Below are 16,813 nucleotides of genomic sequence, written 5' to 3'. Positions count from 1 at the left end.
ATCATGGATACCGGAATGAGACATGACAGGAAAGTTGCACTGATTACCGGCGTAACAGGTCAGGACGGTGCTTATCTGGCCGAGTTGCTCCTGGACAAGGGCTACATTGTTCACGGCGTCAAGCGGCGTTCGTCGTCCTTCAATACCAGTCGCATCGAGCATCTCTACGAGGATCCTCATGTCGAGAACCCGCGCTTCATCCTGCACTACGGGGATATGACCGACTCAACAAACCTCATCCGGATCGTCCAGGAAACGCAGCCCGACGAGATCTACAATCTTGCCGCACAAAGCCACGTCCAGGTGTCTTTCGAGACGCCGGAATATACCGCCAACGCGGATGGGACGGGCACCCTGCGGCTGCTTGAAGCCATTCGCCTGCTGGGCCTGACCAGGAAGACCCGTTTCTACCAGGCATCCACCTCCGAACTCTACGGCAAAGTTCAGGCGGTCCCGCAGAACGAAACGACGCCTTTCTACCCGAGATCCCCTTACGCCGCTGCCAAGCTCTATGCCTATTGGATCGTCGTGAACTATCGCGAGGCCTATGGCATGCATGCCTCGAACGGCATCCTGTTCAATCACGAAAGCCCGATCCGCGGCGAAACCTTCGTGACGCGCAAAATCACCCGGGCGGTGGCTGCCATCCATCTCGGCCTGCAGGACCGGCTCTATCTCGGCAATCTGGATGCCAAGCGCGATTGGGGACATGCACGAGAATATGTCCGCGGCATGTGGCTGATGCTGCAGCAGGACGAACCGGAGGATTATGTTCTTGCCACCGGCGAAACGCATTCGGTTCGCTCCTTTGTCGAGAAGGCCTTTGCCAGGGTAGGCATGCCGATTGATTGGCGTGGGGAGGGGCCTGAGGAAAAGGGATACGACAAGATATCCGGCCGCTGCGTGGTGGAGGTCGATCCGGCCTATTTTCGGCCCACTGAAGTCGACCTTCTGCTTGGCGATCCGACGAAGGCGCACACAAAGCTCGGCTGGAAACACGAGATCAGTCTTGACCAGCTGGTTTCTGAGATGGTTCGCGAGGACCTGAAAGTCATGGCCCGCAATGTTCCGTTGGTCGGCGCGAACAGGGGCTTGGTCCATGCCTGAGGTCATCTACAGCCTTGCCGGAAAGAAAGTCTATGTCGCGGGGCACCGCGGCATGGTGGGCTCTGCGATCGTGCGGCGTCTCGCGTCCGAGGGCTGCGAGATCCTGACGGCCCTGCACGCCGAGGTCGATCTGAGACGGCAGGATCAGGTGGAGGCATGGATGGGAAAAAACCGTCCCGATGCCGTCTTCCTGGCGGCTGCGAAGGTTGGCGGTATCCTCGCCAACCATACCTATCCGGCCGATTTCCTCTACGACAACCTGATCCTCGAGGCGAACGTCATTCACGCCGCTTATAAAGTTCGCGTCGAAAAGCTGATGTTTCTGGGTTCGTCCTGTATCTACCCGAAGTTCGCCGATCAGCCGATCGTCGAAGAGGCGCTTCTCAGCGGATCGCTCGAACCCACGAATGAATCCTATGCGATCGCCAAAATTGCCGGACTGAAGCTTTGCGCTGCCTACCGAAAACAGCATGGCAAGGATTTCATCTCGGCCATGCCCACCAATCTCTATGGGCCAGGCGACAATTTTGACCTCGATTCAAGCCATGTCATGCCTGCGCTGATCCGCAAGGCGCATGAGGCCAAGGTCAAAGGCGAGAAGGAAATACGCATCTGGGGCACCGGAACGCCGCTGCGCGAGTTCCTGCATGTCGACGATTGCGCCGACGCCTGCATCCATCTGATGAAGACCTATTCCGCCGAAAGTCACGTGAATGTCGGCTCAGGCGAAGACATCAGCATCCTCGAATTGGCGGGGCTTGTCGCAGAGGTCGTCGGATTTGAAGGCCAGATCACGCGCGATCTCACCAAACCGGACGGCACGCCACGCAAGCTCATGAGCGCCGACAAGCTCCGCGCGCTCGGCTGGTCACCGAAAATAGGACTGAAGGAGGGCATTGCAGACGCCTACCACGCCTTCCTTGATGGGCATTATCTCGAGCGAAGCAACGGGACTGTGTCCGGCGATTTGATGGGTCAAAGCGACATCAGTTTTGAGAGAGCCAAGACCTCCGCGCGGCATGCGCCCACGCACGCGACAGTCGCACATCATCCCTCGCGATAGCGAATTTGAGCCAGCGGTGAAGAAGGTTTTGCTTGGGGGGAGGCATATGCTGGGACCAGTAGAAATCAGGATCGCAGCACTCATTTTCGTAATAGCGGCGTGGGTGATAATTATCGGTGCTGTAATGGATCTTTTCCCGGCCGAAATGCCGACATCGCTTGTCACGCTATTAAGCGGATAGTCCAGCAGCGCCTAAAGCACAGATAAAAATCGCAGTGCCACGCAGCCTGCCGCAAGCGGACCTCAGGCCTGTTCCCCGACGTCTTCGCTTCCTTCCAGCTTGCAAAGAAGCGCCTTCATGACGTGGTGCGTTGTCTCGATCTCGGAGACCTCGAGACCGTCGGCGAGACCACTCGCCCAGGGAGCCTGGAGGTGCATTGCCGCGTCGTAGGTGTTGCGTCCCCTCTCCGTCAGCACGACGAGCTGCGCGCGCCGGTGATGGGGGTTGGCTGCAAAGGCGACGAGCCCCTCTTTTTCCAGATCGTTGACGATGCGCTGCACGTTCTGCCGGTTGGCTCCCATGTCGCGCGCCAGCCAGGCGACCGGCTGCGGACGTTCCGACGCTCCGATGGTGCCGAGAACATGCCAGCGTGCACTCGTTAGCCCGAGAGGGGCGACGAGCCTGTCACCTGATGTGAGCATCCGGTTATTCAGCCGAAACAAATCAAGGATGAGTTTGGTCAATGCGGATCCAGCAGCGGTTCGCTCGGTTTCGGCCATTTGTCACCATGCAATTACATTGACATCATAATGTCAATATCATATGTTTCTTTCATGTCGAATTGACATCATGGAACCATATCGAATGGAGCAAGTCATGTCACATTTTCGTCCGATGGATCCCGCCTTCCCAATCGACCGGCAACTCGGGCTCGAAGCCTCCCCGGTCGTGCTGATCAACCTTTTCACCCTCGACAAAGTGGACGAACCGAAATTCCTTGAGGTCTGGCAGGACGACGCCGCCTTTATGAAGCGACAGCCCGGCTTCATCTCCACGCAACTGCACCGCGCACTCGGCGAAAACCCGACCTATCTCAACTACGCAGTCTGGGAATCCACCGCGCATTTCCAAGCCGCTTTTGTCCATCCTGAGTTCAGGGCGAAAATGTCGGCCTATCCCTCCTCCTCGGTTGCGTCACCGCACCTTTTCCAGAAGGTCGCAGTAGCAGGCATCTGCGTCGCCTAGCTCAGAGGCCGGCGGCGCCCTCGCGGGTGATGATCGCAGATCTGCGAAAAGCGGGCATATCCCTGCCCGCATCCATATCGAAGCTTTCGCGTTTGGATGACGTCACTCTTCCCGCCGGCTTGCTCCGGCGGGAAAGTCTGACACGCATGCGGTGTCGTCAGGACGCCATGGCGTAATGGCGATGTTCCGATGCCCGGCCGCTGCCCGTCCTGAACCGGGCCAGCAGTTCTGCGAGGCTTTCGGTTTCATGCGTCAGGCTCTGGGCGGCCGCCGTGGTCTCTTCGACCATCGCGGCGTTCTGCTGCGTCACCTTGTCCATCTGGTCGCCGGCGGCCGAGACCTCTCGCAGGCTTGTGGCCTGCTCGCGGGCGGCGACCGCGATCTCGGCGACCGTCGCACTCATAGCGGTCACCTGCTCGACGATCTGCTCGAGCGAGACGCCGGATTCGCCGACCAGCTCGACACCCGTCTTGACCTGCGTCGAAGAGGTGGAGATCAGCTGCTTGATCTCCCTTGCCGCATTGGCCGAGCGCTGGGCAAGCTCGCGCACTTCCTGGGCGACGACGGCAAAGCCCTTGCCGGCTTCGCCGGCACGCGCCGCTTCGACGCCGGCGTTCAGCGCCAGCAAATTGGTCTGGAAGGCGATCTCGTCGATGACGCTGATGATGTTGCCGATCTTCGACGACGAATTCTGGATCTCCGTCATCGCGGCGATGGCGCGGGAGACGATCTCGCCGCCCTTTTCGGCATTGGTGCGGGCCGTCGCCACGACGGCCTGGGCGCGGCCTGCGCCCTCAGCCGTTCCGTTGACCCCGCGGGTGACGTCACCGAGCGCCGCAACGGTTTGTTCGAGCGAAGCGGCCTGCTGTTCGGTGCGGCGGGCGAGATCGTTGGAGGCGGTGGAGATTTCCGCAAGGCCGGAGCGGATCGTGGTAACCGCGCGGATGACGGAGTCGATCGCCTCTTCGAGGCTCGCGACCGAGTTGTTGAAATGATCGCGGATTCTGACATAACGCGCGTCGACTTCGCCGACGCGGACGGTGAGGTCGCCCTTGGAGAGTGCGTCCAGGCCCAGTGAAATCTGGCGGAAGGCATGCTCCATCACCTGCGCGTCGGAGAGCCGCTCGGCTTCCTGGCGCAACCGCTCTTCTTCCGCGGCGAGGCGTGCGCGCTCAGCATTGGCTTCGGCGATCAGCTTGGCGCGTCCCGTCTCCTGGAACACCTTCAGCGACCGCGCCATGGCGCCGAGTTCGTGGCGGTGCTCGACGCCGGTAACGACGATCTTTTCCTCGCCACGGGCAAGCTGCTCCATGGAATGCGCCATGTTGCGCACCGCCGAGGAAATCAGCCGGCCGACGAAGTAGGACAGCACGAGGCCGATGACGATCAGGAAGCCGCTGATGACGAGGGTCGTGCTGGTCGCGGAGGAAACCATGGATTCGACGGAACCGTCCAGGTTCTTCTGCGCGCCTGATACCGTCGCCTGCAGATCCTTGAACTCGTCCGATATCTTCGGCGCCAGCACGTTGAGCTGCGTCTGGCGGATATTGCCGGAGGCCTGCAGCACGTCCTTCATGTCGCTGAGGCGGGCGGTGTAGTTCTGCATGAGCTGGCCGGCGCCCATCAGGCGCTTCTTCTGCAGCTCGTTCTTTGCGGCCGCGGCGGCGGCATCGTTGAGCGAAACCGCTTCGGCAAGGGCTGCCTGCGCCGTGTCGTAAGCGGCAAAATCGTTGGAATGCACGAAACGCTCGGAGAAATAGAGGCTGCGGTTCAGGGCCTCCAGCGTCGCCGCCGTCATGTGCAGCAGAGCCACGTCGTTCTGGCGCCAGGCACTGCGCATGACGTCGTTGAGCGCGATGCTGGTCCAGGGGCCGAATTCGGTGACCTTGGAGATCAGCAGGTCGCGGCGAGCCTGAAGGGAGACAATCTGTTCGAACGCCTTGCCGTAGGCGGCAATGTGCTCGCGGATCGCGACAAGACCGGACTGCAGGTCCTTGTTGCCAGCAAAACGCGGATCGTCGGCATCGAAGGCCTTCACGCCGGCGCGGAAGCTGTCGACGACGGCCTGGGTCGGCGTGGAGCGGAAGGCTTCCGCCGACATCTGGATCTCGTGCAGCTGGTTGCTGTAATCGGAGATGGCGAGGCTCTGGCCTGCTGTGGCGCGGTAGGAGGCAAAGATCGAGGCAAGCCCGTTCATGCCCGAGATCGCGCTGACGGTCAGCAGGCTCATCAGCAGGATCAGCGGCACGAAGCCCGAAGTGATCTGCGCGCGAATGCCGAATTTATTCCAGAAATGCAACATGATAGCTCTCTTACGCTCACTGGCTCTTCGGCAGATATTTGGAGATGTTCTCGGGTGTCACGAGCTCGAAGGGAACGCTATTTTCGCGCGGCACCTTCTCCTTGTTCGCGAGCTTCACGGCAGCGTCGACAGCTGCCGCGCCTTGGCCGACGGCGCTCTGGAGAATGGTGACGTCGAGATCGCCTGATACCATCGCGGCAAGCGCGTCGTCGGTCGCATCGACGCCGGCGACGACGACATCCTTCATCGGCATGCCGGCCTTCTTCATGGCGCGGATCGCGCCGAGCGCCATCTCGTCATTGTTGGCGATAACAGCGTCGAACTTGACGCCGGCCGAGAGCCATTCCTGCATCTGCTGGTCCGCATAATCGCGCGACCAATAAGCCGCCTGCCGCTCAACGATCTCGAGGCCCTTGCATTCCGGCGTGGCAATGACGTCCGATATGTCCTGGGTGCGGGCGCGAGCGGCCGCATGGAAGGTTTCGCCCATCAGCACGACGACGCGGCCCTTGCCCTTGAGAAGCGCGCAGACCTGCTTCGTCTCCAGCGTTCCGGATTCCTTCTCGTCGGAGGCAACCACCACCTGATTTTCGGGCAGGTCGAGCAGGTTGGAGGGGACGTTGTTGATATAAACAAGCGGAATGCCGGCATCCGCCGCCATCTTGGTCATTTGCGGCCCGAGATCGCCATCGGAGACGGCAAGGATGATCGCATCAACCTTGTCGGCGATGAGCTTCTGGACCTGCTGCTTCTGCACCTCGTTGTCGCCCTTGGCGTTTTCGGTGACGAGCTTGAGGCCGGATATCGTCTGCCCGTGCGAGACGACGCCGTTCAGGAGCGCCGTCCTGAATTTGTCGAGATTGGACATCGAGATACCGATCGTCTGGGCACTGGCGGCAGTGACCGACATCGCCAGGGCGATGGATGCAAGGGTGGCCGTTTTCATGAATTTTCCTGCGCGATGTGAATGCAATGCCGTTATGTCAAAACATAGTTAAATTTTACTTTGCGCCGGCAAAGGAGAAGTAACGGATCGGGGCGTGGTCCCGCCACGTTAGCCGACTGGTTTGGAATGGCTCAAGCTAGACTTGATGAGGTGACCGTAAGCCTTTGGTTTTTTTAGATATCAACGACCACCAAAGCCGGAGCTGACGCTGATGCCCTTGTAGATCACCCGCTGCAGCACGATCGCCAGGATGACGCCCGGCACCATCGAAATGGTGGCGCCCGCCATGATGTAGTTCCAGGCGGTGCCCTGCTGCGTCTGGAACAGGGTGAGGCCGAGCGGCAGCGTGGCTTTTTCGACGCCGCTGGTGGCGATCAGCGGCCAGAGGAAGCTTTTCCACTGCGCGATGAAAGTGAAGAGCGCGAGCAGGCCGATCGCCGGCATGGCAAGGGGAACGATGACCGTGACCAGAATACGCAGGCGCGAAGCCCCGTCCATCATCGCCGCCTCGTCGAGATCCTTGGGAATGCCGAGGATGAACTGGCGCAGCAGGAAGGTGCCGAAGGAAGAGAAGGCGACCGGCAGGATCATGCCGTGATAGGTGTTGATCCAGCCGAGCTTGCTGACGACGAGAAAGAGCGGAATGACCAGCATCACCTGCGGGATCATCAGCGTGCTGAGATAGGTGAGCAGCAACCCCTCCCGACCGGGGAATCGCAGCCGGGCGAAAGCATAGGCCGAGAGGCAGGATACCACGATCACGATCGCGGTGACGCCGCAGGCGACGACCAAGGAATTCAGCAGGAAGGTTCCGAAGGGCAGCGAAACCAAAGCCTCGACGAAGTTGCCCCACTGATATTCCTCGGGAAAGATGCGAACGGGCACGGCCAGCACCTCGGTATCGGAGCGCACCGCATTCGACACCATCCAGAAGAAGGGGAAGAGGAACAGCAGCGCGACCAGCGAAAGCCCGGCGTAGCTGGTAAAGACGCCGATGCGCCACAACAGGCGACGCCGGTTCGCCGAGACGGAATGCGGATGCCGTGAGGTTGGGCTATTCGTCATAGTGCACCCATTTGCGCTGCATGCGGAACTGCAGGACGGTGAGCGCCATGATCATGACGAACATCACCCAGGCGAGAGCGGAGGCATAGCCCATCTGGAAATTGGCGAAGCCTTTCTGGTAGATGGCAAAGCCGAGTGTGGCCGTCGCCGAACCCGGGCCGCCGCGTGTCATCGCATAGATCTCGTCGAAGACCTGCAGCGAGGTGATGGCCGTCATGACAGTGGCGAAAAAGATGGTGGGCGAGATGAGCGGCAGGCGGATGCGCCAGAAGCGTTGCCAGGCATTGGCGCCGTCGATCGTCGCGGCTTCCAGATAATGCTTCGGCACCAGATCGAGTGCCGCGTTGAACATCACGACGTTGTAGCCGACATTCGCCCAGAGCGTGACGAGCACGATCGCCTGCATCGCCCAGCTCGGGTTCAGCAGGAAATTCGGCAGGCCGAGACCGAGCGCGCGGATGATGGTGTCGGCCAGCCCGTCCGGCGTGAAGATCAGCAGCCACACCACGGAGGCCGCGATCGTCGGCGTAAAGGTCGGCAGGAAGAAGATCACCCGGAAGATCGCCTTGCCGTGTTTGACGCTCGATATCCAGACGGCGAGCGTCAGCGACACGATGATGTTCAGCGCCAGATACTCGACGGCGAAGAACAGGGTGTTCCTCAAGATGGTGTAGAAGGCAGGATCGACGGTGAAGAGCCTGACGTAATTCTGAAAGCCGACGAAGGACGGCGTCGAGATCAGCTGCCAGCTGGTGAAGGAGAGCGCCAGCGACGCCACGATCGGCAGGGCCATGAAGATCATGAAGCCGAGGAAGCTCGGCAGCAGGAACACCATCGCCGTCCGCGTTTCAGGCTTCAGGAAGCGCCGTGATTGAACCGGCTGCAAGGGAAGTTCGGCGACGGCGCTTTCCGACATATCTTCCTCCATGCACGGCAATTCCTGCCGCAGCGAGAGCTGGCGCATGACCCCTCAAGTAGAAATCGATTCCGGAAGGGTCATGCGCGGATTCAAGGAAACGGCGCGTCTCGCGACGCACGGCGCCTTATTGCTGCGCGAGGCTTTGGATGGCGTCCATCGTCTGCTTGGCACCGGCGCTGCCGGCGAAGGCGGGCGGGAAATACTGGTTGAAGAGGTTTTCCACCGCCGCCCAGTTATTGGTGATCACGTAGGGCACGGAATGCGCCAGGGAATAGTCGATCGCCTCGCCGCCATTGGTGATGTCCTTGGCCGCCACCTTGTACCAGGAGGATTGCGAGGCGGTGCGCGCCGGCAGGGCACGCCCTCCCTCGGCAAGGTAAGCCAGCGCTTCCGGGCTGGTCAGCACCTGGATCGCCTTCCAGGCCGCATCCTTGTTCTTGCTCGCCGTTGAGATGCCGAAGCCTGAGCCCGCAGTGACGGCGGTAAGCTCTCCCTCTCCGCGCGGCAGGGTGGTGGAACCAACTTTGAACTTGACCTTGTCCTTCATACCGATGATCGACCACGGACCGTCGACATACATGGCGACATTACCCGAATAGAACCGGCCCTGGATGACGTTGCCGGCATCCGCGCTGGAGGGTACCAGCGGCGCGATCTTGTCCTTGGCGGCAAAGCCGATCACCTTGTCGGCGGCGGCAACGGCGCCGGGATTGGTAAGGTCGAGCGCCCCTGAATCGTTGACGTATTTATCGCCCCAGGCCGAGGCCAGGACCGAATAGTTCTGCGGAGTAATGCCGAAGCCGTACTTGCCGTCCTTCGTCAGCTTCTTGGCGGCATCGGTAAACTCGGCCAGCGTCCAACCCGGTTTCGGCAGCGGAATGCCGGCGGCATCGAAGACGTCCTGATTGTAGTAGATGACCCACGGACCGACGTCATAGGGTAGCCCATATAGCTGCTTGTCGACCGACATGCCGCCGATGATCGACGGAGTGAAGGCGGCGACGTCGAACTTGTCGGCCGCGATGCGGTCGTTCAGCGGCTCGAGCAGCGAATAGAAGTTCGGCATGCGCAGCGACTGCATGGAAACGATGTCGGCGAGCTGGCCCGATGCCGCCAACACCGGCAGCCGCGTCCAATAGTCGACCCAGCCTGTCGTTGTCAGCGTCACTTTGATATCGGGATATCTGGCAGTCACCATGTCGGCGAGGTGCTGCCAGCTCTTGGTATCGGCATCGGAACCGGTCCACATCTGCCAGGTCAGGTTGACCTGTTCGGCCGATGCGGCTGTAGCAAAAAGGCTGCCACCGATTGCGGCAAGCATAAGCGTCTTCTTCAGAACCTTCATGGGTTTCTCCTCCCTCCATGAATGCAATGGACACGCACGTGGGATCGACTACGCCTTGAGGACGATCTCGATCACCGGCACGGTGACATCAGGCCGCCGAACCGGCAGTTCCAACATGACAATGCCTTCCGGCACCATCACGCCGACATTGGGATCCACATCCCTGGTGTGGGTGACCCAGTGGATCTCGCTGGCATCATGCAGGAACTGCACATAGGCGATCCTGTCGGCGATGCCCTCGATGTGGATGTGGCGGTAAGGCCAGTTGTAGACATGCAGGTAGAGGCGGTTGCCGCGCTGGGTGTAGCGGCAGCCGGCCGGCGCCGGAAGTTTGGACGGGCCGGCTCCGTAGATGGCGCGTGCGTTGACGGCCATCCAGTTCTGGTAGACTTCGAGCGCGTCGATGGCGCGGGCATCGAACGTGCCCCGCCCGGTCGGGCCGACATTCATCAGGAGGTTCCCGCCGAGCGCAACGGAATCGATCAGCAGCTGGATGATCTGTTCCGGGCTCTTCCAGCTATCCTCGTCACGGTGATAACCCCAGGAGCCGCTGAAGGTGTGGCAAGCTTCCCAAAGCACACCCTGGCTGGCGATGGCAGGTGCCACGCGCGGCGTATATTGCTCCGGCGTGGTTATGTCGGGCAAAGTTCCCGGCGGCAGATCGAGGCGGTTGTTGATGATGATTTCGGGCTGCAGCTCGCGCGCCAGCTCTACCAGCCGCTCGCTTTGCCAGTCGTTGCGTCCCTTGCCGGGAAGGCCGCGATATTCGCGCGCGGGTCCGGGATAGCTGAAATCGAACCAGATGATGTCGACGCGGCCGAAGCCGGTCAGAAGCTCGCGCACCTGTTCGCGCATATAGGCCGCATAGTTGGCGACGTTGCGGCCGGCATTCAGCGCCTTGGCGTCAGGATGGTTGCGCAAGGGATGGTGGAGGTCGATCGGGAAATCCGGATGATGCCAGTCGAGCAGCGAATAATAGAAGCCGATCTTCAGTCCCTCGGCGCGGAAGGCCTCGACCAGCGGCGTCAGAAGATCCTTGCCGCAGGGCGTGTTCGGCGCCTTGTAATCGGTAAACTTGCTGTCCCAGAGGCAGAAACCCTCGTGATGCTTGGTCGTCACCACGACATATTTCATGCCGGCGAGACGCGCACGGCGCGCCCACTCCTTGGGATCGTAGAGATCGGGATCGAAATTGTCGAAATAGCGCTGGTAATGCTCGTCGGTCAGCTCTTCGCGGTTCTTCAACCACTCATGCCTGGCGCCCAGCGCATAGAGGCCCCAATGGATGAACATGCCGAGGCGATCGTGGCTGAACCAGGCGTGCTTTCCCGCCCCTTTCAATGCCGGATTTTCCGGGAAACGCTCCGAAATCGTCACAGGTTACTCCTCCCTGTTTCCGGCCAACATCATGTCGAACCGGTTCGGTGATGGATCATCTTTCCTGAACCTGCTCCTGTCAAGCCGAAATTCGATAGTCGCAAAACTTTGGAGGAAGCGCCTATAGAGGGCGTAATTTGGTCAGATGTATTGCAACGGCGCATAAAATCTGACAAAAGAAAGGTTTAGAACCGGTTCGATAGATATGACGACCATACGAGACGTCGCGCGCCTTGCGGGGGTTTCAATCTCGACCGTCTCGCTGGCGCTCAACAGCCCGAAGCGGGTCGGCGCGGAAACGCTCGACCGCATCCAGCAGGCGATAAAATCAACGGGCTACCGCATCGATCCGGTGGCCCAGACGCTGGCGCGCGGGCGAAGCTCGCTGCTCGGCTTCGTTGCGGCCAATCTCGGCAACATGTTCTTCGGCGACATCCGCCGAGAGATCGAGCATCAAGCGCTCGACAACGGCTATTTCGTCCTGATTGCGGATTCCGCCGGCAGGGCCGATCTCGAACGGGCGCTGCTGGAACGGCTGGAGGCGCAGAAGATCGCCGGCATCGCGCTGGCGGCAAACGGGCACGGCGAGGAATACGCAACCTTCCTGCGCGACTTTAAGACGCCGATCGTGATGTTCGACCAGAAGGTGGAGGGTGCCGGACGCGATTTCATCGGCTCCGACAATCCGCTGACGACGACCATCCTGACGGAGCACCTGCTGCAGCTCGGCCATCGGCGCATCGCCTTGATTTCCGGCCCGAGCAGCCTGCACACCGCCAACGAGCGCCTGACGGGATTCTTGAACACGATGGCCGGCGCCGGGGTCGAAGTCGATCCTTCGCTGGTGGTCGAGGGCGGCTTTACCAGGAGCGGCGGCCACGCGCAGGCGATGCGGCTGCTGACCCGCCGCGACCGGCCGACTGCCATCATCGGCGCCAACAACATGACGGGCCTGGCAGCCCTGCAGGTGATGCAGGAGATGGGCTTCCGCTGCCCCGACGACGTATCGCTGGCCATGGTCGACGACGTGCCCTGGAGCAACGTCATTACGCCCCGCATCACCATGGTCGTCCAGGATGCGCACAAGCTCGGCCAACTGGCCGCACAGCGGCTGCTGGCCAGAATTGCAAGCCCCGAGGCCGCCGCCGAGCCGCCACAGGACATCATCCTGACGCCGAGATTCGTGCGCGGGGAATCAACCAGGCGGCTGTGAGATAACCCCGTAGAGGAGAGCCATTCGATGAGTTGCGCTTGGCTGGCACCGACGTTGGGATCTCATGCCAGGCAAAGCTTCTGCGTTGCCCTCCGATCTCGCCGCCATCTGCCGAGCAGGCTTATCGCCCGTTCCTGATGTCGCGGAGGAGGTCGAGGCCACGCTGGTATTTTTCTGGGTTTTTACCCGCTTGTTCGGCCTGCTGAAGATTGTCTTCGAGGTCTGCCTGCTTGACCGGCAAAGCAAGCGGGTTCGAGGCTGCCCGTCGGACGAATTGATCGTCCGCCTCGTCCGGCCGCCGCGTCAGTGCGTCGACGGCGGAGACCACCGCTGGCGGAAAGCCCTCTTCCCTCAGCCTGTCGAGCGTCCAGCCGCTGCCTTTCTCGACGACGTCATGGAGATAGGCGATCGTTCGTTCCTCGTCGCCGGAAACGAGACCCGCGACCCTCTGGCAATGCGCAAAGTAGGGGCCGCCGGTCTTGTCCATCTGTCTCTCATGCGCGTCGTGAGCGATCTGAATGGCATGGTCGAGATGCTGCATGGCAATCACTGTCCTTCGATCTTCCCGATCTTCGGCCGGGAAAGCTTTTCGCCGGTCGTGATCTCGATTTCGGGCACGGTCGCTTCGACAGCCCGGCCGGCGCCGGCGCGAGGCGGATCGAAATCACCGCTCTCGCCTGCCCCTTGAAGCAGAGCCGCATCGTCCCGGTCGTCCTGGTCGATCAGATCCTGCAGCGTCTTATCTTCGTCCTCGCCGGCCAGCTCGTCGCAGGCCTGCAGCCAATGGCGCAACTCCGCGCCCTCGGGTCGGCCCTCAGCCTCCCAGATCTCGTAGGCGCGGCGACGTATCTGCTCGTGCTTGTCTGTGGCCATGATCTACTCCAATTCGCGCGGCCGATCGAGAACGTCAGGCTGCCGTCTCGCGGCAGCCTCCAGCGCAGCATCGGCAGGTATCGACGCCCTCAGGGCGTGTTGATGGTCGGGAGAAAATGCTCCACCTGGTGGCGCTCATACCCTGAAAGCGTCTCCACGCGCTCCTTCCAGAAGCGCTCGGCCTCCGGCGGATCCTCCTCCCAAAGGCGAACTGTGATGATGTTGTCGTCGATCTTGGAGCGGCGATGGCCGCCAAGACGCAGATATTCCCTGGCAAGCCTCAAGCTCGGGGTTTCGGTGTCTCGCCCGCGAACCGACGCCTCTCTCGCATTGCGGTGGGCGTTTTCCAATGCCCTTTTGCGATCGTTTTCGGCCTCTTCCGTGTCAGCGCAACGCGCATCGTCGGTGCCGCTTTCCGGCGGCACGGTGGATATCGAAATCATGCCGTGGTCCTCCTTCCCTTCATGCGAAGGCGCCCATGGCTTGCCGCCGCGCGGAAGCATGATCCGAGCAGCGGCGGGCATCATGGATCAGCTTTCGCTGTTGTGATCCAATAACCCTTGCAGGCCCAGAGAGTTCCGGCCGGCGATGATAGAAGTGAGGATTGATTGAGGTCGGGCGCCCGGCCGGCATCAATGAACGGCCATGCTCACCATGCGATAAGGATGCACGGCCTCGAACTGCAAAATCACAGCCGTTGCTTCCTGCAATACACGCTCGGCATTCTCGGGATCCTCACGGGCGAGTTCGTCGGCGTTGACGCGGATCGCTTCGGCCATATTGGTGGAAACGGCCGCAAACTGCCTGTTGCCCTCGACCAGCGCCTCACGCGCCGTGTCTTCCAGCGTACGAGCGATATCGACGAAGATTTCCTCGCGTTCCTCGATGCTGAGGTCTTTGATTAGATTGGTCTTCTCTTCCATTTCAGCCACTCCTTTAGACGTGGGGTACAATCGAGCTCATCAAGCCTCGATCACCCAAGAGCTGGGAATGCCGAAATCCGGATTCAAGCCTTGCGGCGACTTGAACTCGCCTTCGAAATCCGAGCGCGACGACTGTCGCCGTTGTTTCCAACGCGAAAGCCGTTTTTCCGTTCCCTCGGCGCGTTAGCAGTCAACGACCGAGAGTGCTAAATTTTTCCTCTAACCTCTTGAAATCGAACCCCGCCAAACCAGATCAATTGCACAAAGCGCTCGCGGCTCCGCCCCCGCCCGCGCGGGTTCTGCAGGCCGCCCAGCGAAGTTTTGCCACTCCGCCTGGACTGATCATCCGGTCCGGCGGGGGAACAACGCAGCATCGTTTATTCATGGAGGAAGACATGTCGTTCCGACCGCTTCACGATCGCATTCTCGTCCGCCGGGTCAGCTCCGAGGAAAAGACCAAGGGCGGCATTATCATTCCCGACACCGCTAAGGAGAAGCCGCAGGAAGGCGAAGTCATTGCCGCCGGTCCCGGCGCGCGCAACGACGCCGGCCAAATCCAGGCACTCGACGTCAAGGTTGGCGACCGCATCCTGTTTGGCAAGTGGTCCGGTACCGAGATCAAGATCGCCGGCGAGGAGCTGCTGATCATGAAGGAAAGCGATGTGATGGGCATCATCGAGGCGCAGGACGAAAAGCGACAGGCCGCCTGAGACAAGCTGCACAGATCAACACTGGGGCGCTTCGGCTTTCATGAAAACGGAGAACCGCTCCAACCTTTTGTTTTTACGCAATTCCGAACGGAAAACCGCTTCGCACTTTTCCTGGAATTGCACCAGTTGCCCATGAAGGAGTGAGGACATGGCTGCTAAAGAAGTCAAATTCAGCATCGAAGCCCGCGACAAGCTGTTGCGCGGCGTCGATATTCTTGCCGATGCGGTCAAGGTCACGCTCGGCCCGAAGGGCCGCAACGTCGTGATCGACAAGTCCTTCGGCGCTCCGCGCGTCACCAAGGACGGTGTTTCGGTCGCCAAGGAAATCGAGCTCGAAGACAAGTTCGAAAACATGGGCGCCCAGATGGTCCGCGAAGTCGCGTCGAAGACCAGCGACATCGCCGGCGACGGTACGACGACCGCAACGGTTCTTGCCCAGGCGATCGTTCGCGAAGGCGCCAAGGCAGTTGCCGCCGGCATGAACCCGATGGACCTGAAGCGCGGCATCGATCTTGCGGTCAGCGCCATCGTCGGCGAACTGAAGACCAATGCCCGCAAGATCTCCAACAATGCGGAAATCGCCCAGGTCGGCACGATCTCGGCAAACGGCGACGCCGAAATCGGCCGCTTCCTGGCAGAAGCCATGGAAAGGGTCGGCAATGACGGCGTCATCACGGTTGAAGAAGCCAAGACCGCCGAGACCGAACTCGAAGTCGTCGAAGGCATGCAGTTCGACCGCGGCTATTTGAGCCCCTATTTCGTCACCAATCCCGACAAGATGCGGGCCGAGTTCGAGGATCCCTATATCCTGCTGCACGAAAAGAAGCTGTCGAACCTGCAGTCGATGCTGCCGGTTCTCGAAGCCGTCGTCCAGACCGGCAAGCCGCTCCTCATCATCGCTGAAGACGTCGAAGGCGAAGCCCTTGCAACGCTCGTCGTCAACAAGCTGCGCGGCGGCCTGAAGATCGCTGCCGTCAAGGCTCCGGGCTTTGGCGATCGCCGCAAGGCCATGCTCGAAGACATCGCCGTCCTGACCGCCGGCACCGTCATCGCCGAAGACCTTGGCATCAAGCTCGAATCCGTGACACTCGACATGCTCGGCCGGGCCAAGAAAGTGTCGATCGAAAAGGAGAATACGACCATCATCGACGGCGTCGGGTCGAAATCCGATATCTCCGGCCGCATCGCCCAGATCAAGGCGCAGATCGAAGAGACAACCTCCGACTACGACCGCGAGAAGCTGCAGGAACGTCTTGCCAAGCTTGCCGGCGGCGTTGCCGTCATCCGCGTCGGCGGCTCGACGGAAGTCGAAGTCAAGGAAAAGAAGGATCGCGTCGACGACGCCCTTCATGCGACCCGCGCGGCGGTCGAGGAAGGCATCCTGCCGGGCGGCGGCGTGGCGCTGCTGCGCTCCGTCAAGGCGCTCGACGGCATCAAAACCGCCAATGACGAGCAGCGTGTCGGGATCGACATCGTCCGCCGCGCACTCGAGGCGCCGGCGCGCCAGATCGCCGAAAACGCCGGAGCGGAAGGCTCGGTCATCGTCGGCAAGCTGCGCGAAAAGACCGAGTTCTCCTATGGCTGGAACGCCCAGACCGGCGAATATGGCGACCTCTACGCACAGGGCGTCATCGATCCGGCCAAGGTCGTTCGCACCGCACTTCAGGATGCCTCGTCGATTGCCGGTCTCCTCGTCACGACGGAAGCCATGATCGCCGAGAAACCCAAGAAGGACGCCACGCCGGCGATGCCTCCCGGCGGCGGCATGGATTACTGACAAGCAC

General features: G+C 60.9%; 17 protein-coding genes. 6 read left to right on the top strand and 11 right to left on the bottom strand.

Annotation, left to right across the window (positions count from 1 at the left end; genetic code table 11):
* The first annotated feature begins 3 nt into the window (after window positions 1-3).
* Window positions 4-1,107 (top strand): GDP-mannose 4,6-dehydratase, encoded by a 1,104-nt coding sequence (gene gmd, locus EFD55_RS08190; protein WP_125844169.1) that lies wholly within the window; start codon window positions 4-6, stop codon window positions 1,105-1,107.
* Complete coding sequence (gene fcl / locus EFD55_RS08185) at window positions 1,100-2,170, top strand: GDP-L-fucose synthase (RefSeq protein ID WP_125844167.1); 1,071 nt, start codon at window positions 1,100-1,102, stop codon at window positions 2,168-2,170. Before gmd ends, fcl begins: the two co-directional genes overlap by 8 nt.
* Window positions 2,171-2,413: 243 nt before the next feature.
* Here the strand turns inward: fcl and EFD55_RS08180 are convergent, their stop codons facing one another.
* Complete coding sequence (locus EFD55_RS08180) at window positions 2,414-2,890, bottom strand: MarR family winged helix-turn-helix transcriptional regulator (RefSeq protein ID WP_125844165.1); 477 nt, start codon at window positions 2,888-2,890, stop codon at window positions 2,414-2,416.
* 97 nt (window positions 2,891-2,987) lie between these two features.
* On the opposite strand from EFD55_RS08180, the gene EFD55_RS08175 reads away from it, so the two are divergent.
* A complete protein-coding gene (locus tag EFD55_RS08175; RefSeq protein WP_183736889.1) occupies window positions 2,988-3,356 on the top strand; it encodes an antibiotic biosynthesis monooxygenase family protein in 369 nt (122 codons plus the stop codon).
* Between the two features lie 157 nt (window positions 3,357-3,513).
* Here EFD55_RS08175 and EFD55_RS08170 read toward each other — a convergent pair whose 3' ends face one another.
* The 6 genes from EFD55_RS08170 to EFD55_RS08145 form a co-directional block, all read right to left on the bottom strand.
* Entirely contained in the window at window positions 3,514-5,658 is a 2,145-nt protein-coding gene (locus tag EFD55_RS08170; protein ID WP_125844161.1) for a methyl-accepting chemotaxis protein, read from the bottom strand.
* A gap of 16 nt (window positions 5,659-5,674) precedes the next feature.
* Window positions 5,675-6,604, bottom strand: coding sequence for a substrate-binding domain-containing protein (locus EFD55_RS08165; RefSeq protein WP_125844159.1), 930 nt, complete (start codon window positions 6,602-6,604; stop codon window positions 5,675-5,677).
* Window positions 6,605-6,784: 180 nt separating this feature from the next.
* Window positions 6,785-7,669 (bottom strand): carbohydrate ABC transporter permease, encoded by an 885-nt coding sequence (locus EFD55_RS08160; protein ID WP_125844157.1) that lies wholly within the window; start codon window positions 7,667-7,669, stop codon window positions 6,785-6,787.
* Entirely contained in the window at window positions 7,659-8,633 is a 975-nt protein-coding gene (locus EFD55_RS08155; RefSeq protein ID WP_183736887.1) for a carbohydrate ABC transporter permease, read from the bottom strand. The genes EFD55_RS08160 and EFD55_RS08155 overlap by 11 nt, the downstream gene beginning before the upstream one ends.
* A gap of 79 nt (window positions 8,634-8,712) precedes the next feature.
* A complete protein-coding gene (locus EFD55_RS08150) occupies window positions 8,713-9,933 on the bottom strand; it encodes an ABC transporter substrate-binding protein (RefSeq protein WP_125844155.1) in 1,221 nt (406 codons plus the stop codon).
* 48 nt (window positions 9,934-9,981) lie between these two features.
* Window positions 9,982-11,310, bottom strand: coding sequence for an alpha-L-fucosidase (locus EFD55_RS08145; protein WP_125844153.1), 1,329 nt, complete (start codon window positions 11,308-11,310; stop codon window positions 9,982-9,984).
* A gap of 205 nt (window positions 11,311-11,515) precedes the next feature.
* On the opposite strand from EFD55_RS08145, the gene EFD55_RS08140 reads away from it, so the two are divergent.
* Window positions 11,516-12,523, top strand: a complete 1,008-nt coding sequence (locus tag EFD55_RS08140; RefSeq protein ID WP_125844151.1) for a LacI family DNA-binding transcriptional regulator — start codon at window positions 11,516-11,518, stop codon at window positions 12,521-12,523.
* 121 nt (window positions 12,524-12,644) lie between these two features.
* Here EFD55_RS08140 and EFD55_RS08135 read toward each other — a convergent pair whose 3' ends face one another.
* From EFD55_RS08135 to EFD55_RS08120, 4 genes are all read right to left on the bottom strand, one after another.
* Window positions 12,645-13,064, bottom strand: a complete 420-nt coding sequence (locus EFD55_RS08135) for an HD domain-containing protein (RefSeq protein ID WP_125844150.1) — start codon at window positions 13,062-13,064, stop codon at window positions 12,645-12,647.
* A gap of 5 nt (window positions 13,065-13,069) precedes the next feature.
* On the bottom strand, window positions 13,070-13,396 hold the full coding sequence (locus EFD55_RS08130) for a DUF2934 domain-containing protein (protein ID WP_125844148.1): 327 nt from the start codon (window positions 13,394-13,396) through the stop codon (window positions 13,070-13,072).
* 89 nt (window positions 13,397-13,485) lie between these two features.
* Window positions 13,486-13,839, bottom strand: a complete 354-nt coding sequence (locus tag EFD55_RS08125) for a hypothetical protein (protein WP_125844146.1) — start codon at window positions 13,837-13,839, stop codon at window positions 13,486-13,488.
* Between the two features lie 189 nt (window positions 13,840-14,028).
* Window positions 14,029-14,319 (bottom strand): hypothetical protein, encoded by a 291-nt coding sequence (locus EFD55_RS08120; protein WP_125844143.1) that lies wholly within the window; start codon window positions 14,317-14,319, stop codon window positions 14,029-14,031.
* 395 nt (window positions 14,320-14,714) lie between these two features.
* On the opposite strand from EFD55_RS08120, the gene EFD55_RS08115 reads away from it, so the two are divergent.
* The gene (locus EFD55_RS08115) at window positions 14,715-15,029 is read left to right on the top strand and encodes a co-chaperone GroES (RefSeq protein WP_125844141.1); all 315 of its coding nucleotides are present in this window, start codon (window positions 14,715-14,717) and stop codon (window positions 15,027-15,029) included.
* A gap of 148 nt (window positions 15,030-15,177) precedes the next feature.
* The gene (gene groL / locus EFD55_RS08110; protein ID WP_125844139.1) at window positions 15,178-16,806 is read left to right on the top strand and encodes a chaperonin GroEL; all 1,629 of its coding nucleotides are present in this window, start codon (window positions 15,178-15,180) and stop codon (window positions 16,804-16,806) included.
* The last annotated feature ends 7 nt before the right edge of the window (window positions 16,807-16,813 follow it).

Source organism: Rhizobium pisi (assembly GCF_003938655.1).
GTDB lineage: Bacteria > Pseudomonadota > Alphaproteobacteria > Rhizobiales > Rhizobiaceae > Rhizobium > Rhizobium pisi.
The sequence above is the reverse complement of the archived record's forward strand: the minus strand, read 5'-3'. Positions and strand labels throughout refer to the sequence as shown.

Coding starts and splice junctions, on each gene's coding strand:
- gmd (WP_125844169.1), top strand. CDS start 4: ATGGATACCGGAATGAGACATGACAGGAAAGTTGCACTGATTACCGGC.
- fcl (WP_125844167.1), top strand. CDS start 1,100: ATGCCTGAGGTCATCTACAGCCTTGCCGGAAAGAAAGTCTATGTCGCG.
- EFD55_RS08180 (WP_125844165.1), bottom strand. CDS start 2,890: ATGGCCGAAACCGAGCGAACCGCTGCTGGATCCGCATTGACCAAACTC.
- EFD55_RS08175 (WP_183736889.1), top strand. CDS start 2,988: ATGTCACATTTTCGTCCGATGGATCCCGCCTTCCCAATCGACCGGCAA.
- EFD55_RS08170 (WP_125844161.1), bottom strand. CDS start 5,658: ATGTTGCATTTCTGGAATAAATTCGGCATTCGCGCGCAGATCACTTCG.
- EFD55_RS08165 (WP_125844159.1), bottom strand. CDS start 6,604: ATGAAAACGGCCACCCTTGCATCCATCGCCCTGGCGATGTCGGTCACT.
- EFD55_RS08160 (WP_125844157.1), bottom strand. CDS start 7,669: ATGACGAATAGCCCAACCTCACGGCATCCGCATTCCGTCTCGGCGAAC.
- EFD55_RS08155 (WP_183736887.1), bottom strand. CDS start 8,633: ATGCGCCAGCTCTCGCTGCGGCAGGAATTGCCGTGCATGGAGGAAGAT.
- EFD55_RS08150 (WP_125844155.1), bottom strand. CDS start 9,933: ATGAAGGTTCTGAAGAAGACGCTTATGCTTGCCGCAATCGGTGGCAGC.
- EFD55_RS08140 (WP_125844151.1), top strand. CDS start 11,516: ATGACGACCATACGAGACGTCGCGCGCCTTGCGGGGGTTTCAATCTCG.
- EFD55_RS08135 (WP_125844150.1), bottom strand. CDS start 13,064: ATGCAGCATCTCGACCATGCCATTCAGATCGCTCACGACGCGCATGAG.
- EFD55_RS08130 (WP_125844148.1), bottom strand. CDS start 13,396: ATGGCCACAGACAAGCACGAGCAGATACGTCGCCGCGCCTACGAGATC.
- EFD55_RS08125 (WP_125844146.1), bottom strand. CDS start 13,839: ATGATTTCGATATCCACCGTGCCGCCGGAAAGCGGCACCGACGATGCG.
- EFD55_RS08120 (WP_125844143.1), bottom strand. CDS start 14,319: ATGGAAGAGAAGACCAATCTAATCAAAGACCTCAGCATCGAGGAACGC.
- EFD55_RS08115 (WP_125844141.1), top strand. CDS start 14,715: ATGTCGTTCCGACCGCTTCACGATCGCATTCTCGTCCGCCGGGTCAGC.
- groL (WP_125844139.1), top strand. CDS start 15,178: ATGGCTGCTAAAGAAGTCAAATTCAGCATCGAAGCCCGCGACAAGCTG.